5 protein-coding genes and 1 pseudogene are annotated in these 5,067 nt (G+C 61.4%); all 6 read left to right on the forward strand.

Translation table 11 applies throughout. The features are described from left to right. A pseudogene (locus tag D6877_RS02715) lies at positions 1–249 on the forward strand (autotransporter); the annotation flags it as partial. A 105-nt stretch (positions 250–354) separates the two neighbouring features. Next, positions 355–1,419 (forward strand): nitronate monooxygenase family protein, encoded by a 1,065-nt coding sequence (locus D6877_RS02720; protein ID WP_130909754.1) that lies wholly within the window; start codon positions 355–357, stop codon positions 1,417–1,419. Positions 1,420–1,555: 136 nt separating this feature from the next. Beyond that, entirely contained in the window at positions 1,556–2,323 is a 768-nt protein-coding gene (gene modA / locus D6877_RS02725; protein WP_130909755.1) for a molybdate ABC transporter substrate-binding protein, read from the forward strand. Next, positions 2,324–3,004, forward strand: a complete 681-nt coding sequence (gene modB / locus D6877_RS02730) for a molybdate ABC transporter permease subunit (protein ID WP_122506786.1) — start codon at positions 2,324–2,326, stop codon at positions 3,002–3,004. 3 nt (positions 3,005–3,007) lie between these two features. Continuing rightward, the gene (modC, locus tag D6877_RS02735; protein WP_130909756.1) at positions 3,008–4,087 is read left to right on the forward strand and encodes a molybdenum ABC transporter ATP-binding protein; all 1,080 of its coding nucleotides are present in this window, start codon (positions 3,008–3,010) and stop codon (positions 4,085–4,087) included. A gap of 71 nt (positions 4,088–4,158) precedes the next feature. Continuing rightward, on the forward strand, positions 4,159–5,067 hold a 909-nt coding region (locus D6877_RS02740; protein ID WP_130909757.1), incomplete at its 3' end, for a DNA topoisomerase IB.

Genomic DNA, 5,067 nt, shown 5'->3' on the forward strand with positions numbered 1-5,067 from the left:
GCGCGGGTCGGCGACAACGTTTATGCCGGGCGCGACGGCAACGTCTACAAGAAAACCGACAACGGCTGGCAGTCCGTGGCCGGCAGCGGTGCCAACCGGACCAGGCCCGCGAACAACAATGCGCAATTGCAGAATCTCAACCGCGAATCCGCCGCACGTAATCTCGGTAACCAGCGCACGCACAACTTCAACCATTCTTCACAAATGATGAACCGTTCGTTTGGCGGTGGCGGATTGCACCGACGCTGAAAAACTGCACGTGATGTTCAGAATTTCAGACTGGCCCCGCAACAGGTTTTGCTGCTAAAAACCGCCTGCCGTCCCTGCCCGTTTCATCGTTCGGAGAATTGCTATATGAGCCAGTGGCCAGACACCCGCATCGTTGATCTTCTCGGTATCGAACTGCCGATCATCCAGGGCCCGATGGCCGGTGCGACCAATTCTTCGATGGTAATTGCCGTGTGCAACGCCGGCGGCCTCGGTTCAATGCCGGCAGCGATGCTGAGCATCGAACAACTGCGCGAAGAACTGAAAACGATTCGCCAGCACACCGCCAAATCGTTCAACGTCAATTTCTTCTGCCATCAGCCACCGGCGCCTGATGAACAGCGCGCCCGTGACTGGAAAAATCTGCTCGAACCTTATTACCGCGAACTGGGTGCCGATTTCGACGCGCCGACGCCAGTGTCCAACCGCGCACCCTTTGACGAAGCCGCGTGTGCCGTGCTTGAGGAATACCGCCCCGAGGTGGTGAGTTTTCATTTCGGGCTGCCGGAAAAAAACCTGCTTGATAGGGTCAAGGCCACCGGGGCGAAAATCCTTTCGTCTGCGACTACGGTCGAAGAAGCGATCTGGCTGGAGCAACACGGCTGCGATGCGATCATCGCCATGGGTTATGAAGCCGGCGGCCATCGCGGGATGTTTCTCAGCGAGGATCTGAGCACTCAGGTCGGCACCTTCGCGCTGGTGCCGCAGGTGGTCGACGCGGTAAAAGTGCCGGTGATCGCGGCGGGCGCGATCAGCGATGCGCGAGGCGTTGCCGCAGCTTTCATGCTCGGCGCCTCGGCGGTGCAAGTCGGCACGGCGTACCTGTTCACCCCGGAAGCCAAAGTCAGCGCATCGCACCACAAAGCCTTGCGCACTGCGAAAGAAAGCCAGACCGCCATCACCAATATTTTCACCGGCCGTCCGGCGCGGGGCATTGTCAATCGGGCGATGCGCGAGCTCGGGCCGATGTCGGCGCACGCGCCGGCCTTCCCGTTGGCCGGCGGTGCGCTGATGCCGCTGCGGGCCAAGGATGACGCCGACTTTGCCAACCTCTGGGCCGGACAAGCGCTCACGCTGGGCAAGGATATCGACAGCGCTGAACTCACGCGGCAACTGGCCGAGGGCGCATTGGCGAAACTCAACCGTCACTGAATTAATGCGGCGAGCGGATTTATTCCCTCGCCACCTGGCGGCGTATCGCTATATATTTCCGTATACAGCGATTACGCCCATGTATCGGCGTTATCCCAACCAGAGCAATTACCGCCGCCGATGACGGAGCCTTTACATGACACTTGCTGCCACACGCTTCACCCCCGTCTGCTTCGCTTCATTCCTCGCACTGTTCAGCATGGGCGCCGCGCAGGCTGACGAAGTACAAGTGGCCGTCGCCGCGAATTTCACCGCGCCAATCCAGGCCATCGCTGCCGACTTCGAAAAAGACACCGGCCACAAACTGGTCGCCGCCTATGGCGCAACCGGCCAGTTCTACACCCAGATCAAGAACGGCGCGCCGTTCCAAGTATTTCTCGCCGCTGACGACAGCACCCCGGCAAAACTCGAGCAGGAAGGCGAAACCGTCAAAGGCTCGCGCTTCACCTACGCCATCGGCACCCTGGCATTGTGGTCAGCGAAGGAAGGCTACGTAGATGCGCAGGGCGAGGTGCTGAAAACCAACCAATACCAGCACCTGTCCATCGCCAACCCGAAAGCAGCGCCGTACGGTCTCGCCGCCACCCAGGTTCTGGAAAAACTCCAGTTGAGCGAAGCCACGAAAAGCAAAATCGTCGAAGGCCAGAACATCACGCAGGCCTACCAGTTCGTCTCCACCGGCAACGCCGAACTGGGCTTTGTAGCGCTGTCGCAAATCTACAAGGACGGCAAGGTGAGCAGCGGCTCGGCATGGATTGTTCCGGCCACCCTGCATGATCCGATCAAACAGGACGCGGTGATCTTGAACAAAGGCAAGGACAGCGCCGCTGCCAAGGCCCTGGTCGATTACCTCAAGGGGCCGAAAGCCGCTGCGGTGATCAAATCCTTTGGATATGAACTGTAAATGTCACTGACCAGTGCCGATTTCGCCGCGATCTGGCTGACCCTGAAACTGGCGTCGCTGACCACGGCGATCCTGCTGGTGATCGGCACGCCGATCGCGTTGTGGCTATCGCGCACATCGTCGTGGTTGCGCGGGCCCATCGGCGCCATCGTCGCCCTGCCGCTGGTGCTGCCGCCGACGGTGATCGGCTTTTACCTGCTACTGGCGCTGGGGCCGCACGGTTTTCTCGGTCAGTTCACTCAATGGCTGGGGCTGGGCACGTTGACGTTCAGTTTCACCGGGCTGGTCATCGGCTCGGTGATCTACTCCATGCCGTTCGTGGTGCAACCGCTGCAAAACGCTTTCTCGGCGATTGGCACCCGCCCGCTCGAAGTCGCGGCGACCTTGCGCGCCAATCCCTGGGACACGTTCTTCAGCGTGATCCTGCCGCTGGCGCGCCCCGGCTTCATCACTGCAGCGATCCTCGGCTTCGCCCACACCGTGGGTGAATTCGGCGTGGTATTGATGATCGGCGGCAACATTCCCGACAAGACCCGCGTGGTCTCGGTGCAGATCTACGACCACGTCGAAGCGCTGGAATATGCCCAGGCGCACTGGCTGTCCGCGGCGATGCTGGTATTTTCGTTTCTGGTGTTGCTGGCGCTGTATTCCAGCCGCAAGACCCGCGCAGGCTGGAGCTGATCGATGATTGATGTACGCCTGAAACGCACTTATCCGGGGTTCGAACTGGATATCGATCTGCAAGTGCCGGGCCGCGGCGTCACCGCGCTGTTTGGTGATTCCGGCTCGGGCAAAACCACCTGCCTGCGCTGCATCGCCGGGCTCGAGCGCGCCGAGCACGGTTTTGTGCAGATCAACGATGAGGTGTGGCAGGACAGTGCCAAGGGCATCTTCGTCCCGCCGCATAAACGTGCGCTTGGCTATGTGTTTCAGGAAGCCAGCCTGTTCCCGCATCTGTCGGTGCTGGCCAATCTGGAGTTTGGTCTAAAACGCATCGCCAGGTCGCAACGCCGGGTCGATATCAACCAAGCGACCGAACTGCTCGGCATCAGCCATCTGCTCGAGCGTCATCCAGAGCATCTGTCCGGCGGCGAACGGCAGCGCGTCGGCATCGCCCGCGCCCTGCTGACCAGCCCGAAACTGTTGCTGATGGACGAACCGCTGGCGGCTCTCGACAGCCGGCGCAAAAGCGAAATCTTGCCATACCTGCAGCGCCTGCACGACGAACTAGATATTCCGCTGCTGTACGTCAGCCATGCCCAGGACGAAGTCGCGCGTCTGGCCGATCATTTGGTATTGCTCCGTGATGGCAAAGCCCTCGCCAGCGGCCCAATCGGTGAAACCCTTGCGCGCCTGGATCTGCCTTTGGCGCTGGGCGATGACGCCGGGGTGATCATCGAAGGCCAGGTCAGCGCCTACGACGCCACCTATCAATTGCTCAGCCTGCAACTGCCGGCCACTGCAATGAACATTCGCGTCACCCATGCGCCGATGGCCGTGGGCCAGGCTCTGCGCTGCAAAGTGCACGCGCGCGACATCAGCCTGGCGCTGAACAATGATGCAGCCAGCAGCATTCTCAATCGTCTGTCCGTTACGGTCGTCAGCGAACAGGCCGCTGACAACAGTGCCCATGTGCTGATCCGCCTCGATGCCGGCGGCACGCCGCTGCTGGCGCGGATCACCCGCTTCTCGCGTGATCAACTGGGCGTGCACCCGGGCCAGCGCCTGTGGGCGCAGATCAAGGCGGTGGCGGTGCTCGCGTAAATCATTCGGCACGACGGCCAGCGCCTGCGGTCAATCAGTTACAGACTGCCGTATGACCGAAGGAAACCGCCATGCCCGATACCGTGCTGACAGATGCTCTGCCCGCCGACCTGCATTACGTCGATGACACTCAGCCTGGTATCACCCGGAAAAAACTGCGCGGCAAGTTCGTTTATTTCGAGCCATCGGGCCAGCGCATCACCGACCCGGACGAAATCAAACGCATCAATGCCCTCGCGGTGCCGCCGGCTTACACCGATGTGTGGATCTGCGCCGACCCGTGCGGCCACCTGCAAGCCACCGGACGCGATGCGCGCGGGCGCAAGCAGTACCGTTATCACGCGCGCTGGCGCGAAGTGCGCGACGCCGACAAATACTCGCGCCTGCGCGACTTCGGCCTGGCCCTGCCGAAACTGCGGCGCAAGCTCGAGGCACTGCTTGATGAGCCGGGCTTCAGCCGTGACAAGGTCATGGCCACGGTGATCACCTTGCTCGATGCCACGCTGATCCGCGTCGGCAATACGCAATACGCGCGGGACAATCGCTCCTATGGCCTGACCACGTTGCGCAGTCGCCATGTCGAGGTCAACGGCAGCGCGATCCTGTTCCAGTTCCGTGGCAAGAGCGGCATCGAGCACCAGATCACCGTCAAGGATCGCCGCCTGGCGCGAATCATCAAGCGCTGCCTAGAGATACCGGGGCAGAATCTGTTCCAGTACCTCGATGAACACGGCGAACGGCACACCGTCACTTCTTCCGACGTAAACGCTTATCTGCAAAAGCTCACCGGCGCGGCCTTCACCGCCAAGGATTACCGCACCTGGGCGGGCAGCGCCCTGGCGTTGTCGGTGCTGCGCGAGTTGCAGCATGAGTCGGAGACCGAAGCCAAGCGCCACGTGGTCGAAGCGGTGAAGAACGTCGCCAAACAGCTGGGCAACACGCCGGCGGTGTGCCGCAAGTGCTACATCCACCCCGCCGTG

Source organism: Pseudomonas sp. Sample_9 (genome assembly GCF_004307535.1).
Lineage (GTDB): Bacteria > Pseudomonadota > Gammaproteobacteria > Pseudomonadales > Pseudomonadaceae > Aquipseudomonas > Aquipseudomonas mercuritolerans.

Coding starts and splice junctions, on each gene's coding strand:
- modA (WP_130909755.1), top strand. CDS start 1,556: ATGACACTTGCTGCCACACGCTTCACCCCCGTCTGCTTCGCTTCATTC.
- modB (WP_122506786.1), top strand. CDS start 2,324: ATGTCACTGACCAGTGCCGATTTCGCCGCGATCTGGCTGACCCTGAAA.
- D6877_RS02720 (WP_130909754.1), top strand. CDS start 355: ATGAGCCAGTGGCCAGACACCCGCATCGTTGATCTTCTCGGTATCGAA.
- modC (WP_130909756.1), top strand. CDS start 3,008: ATGATTGATGTACGCCTGAAACGCACTTATCCGGGGTTCGAACTGGAT.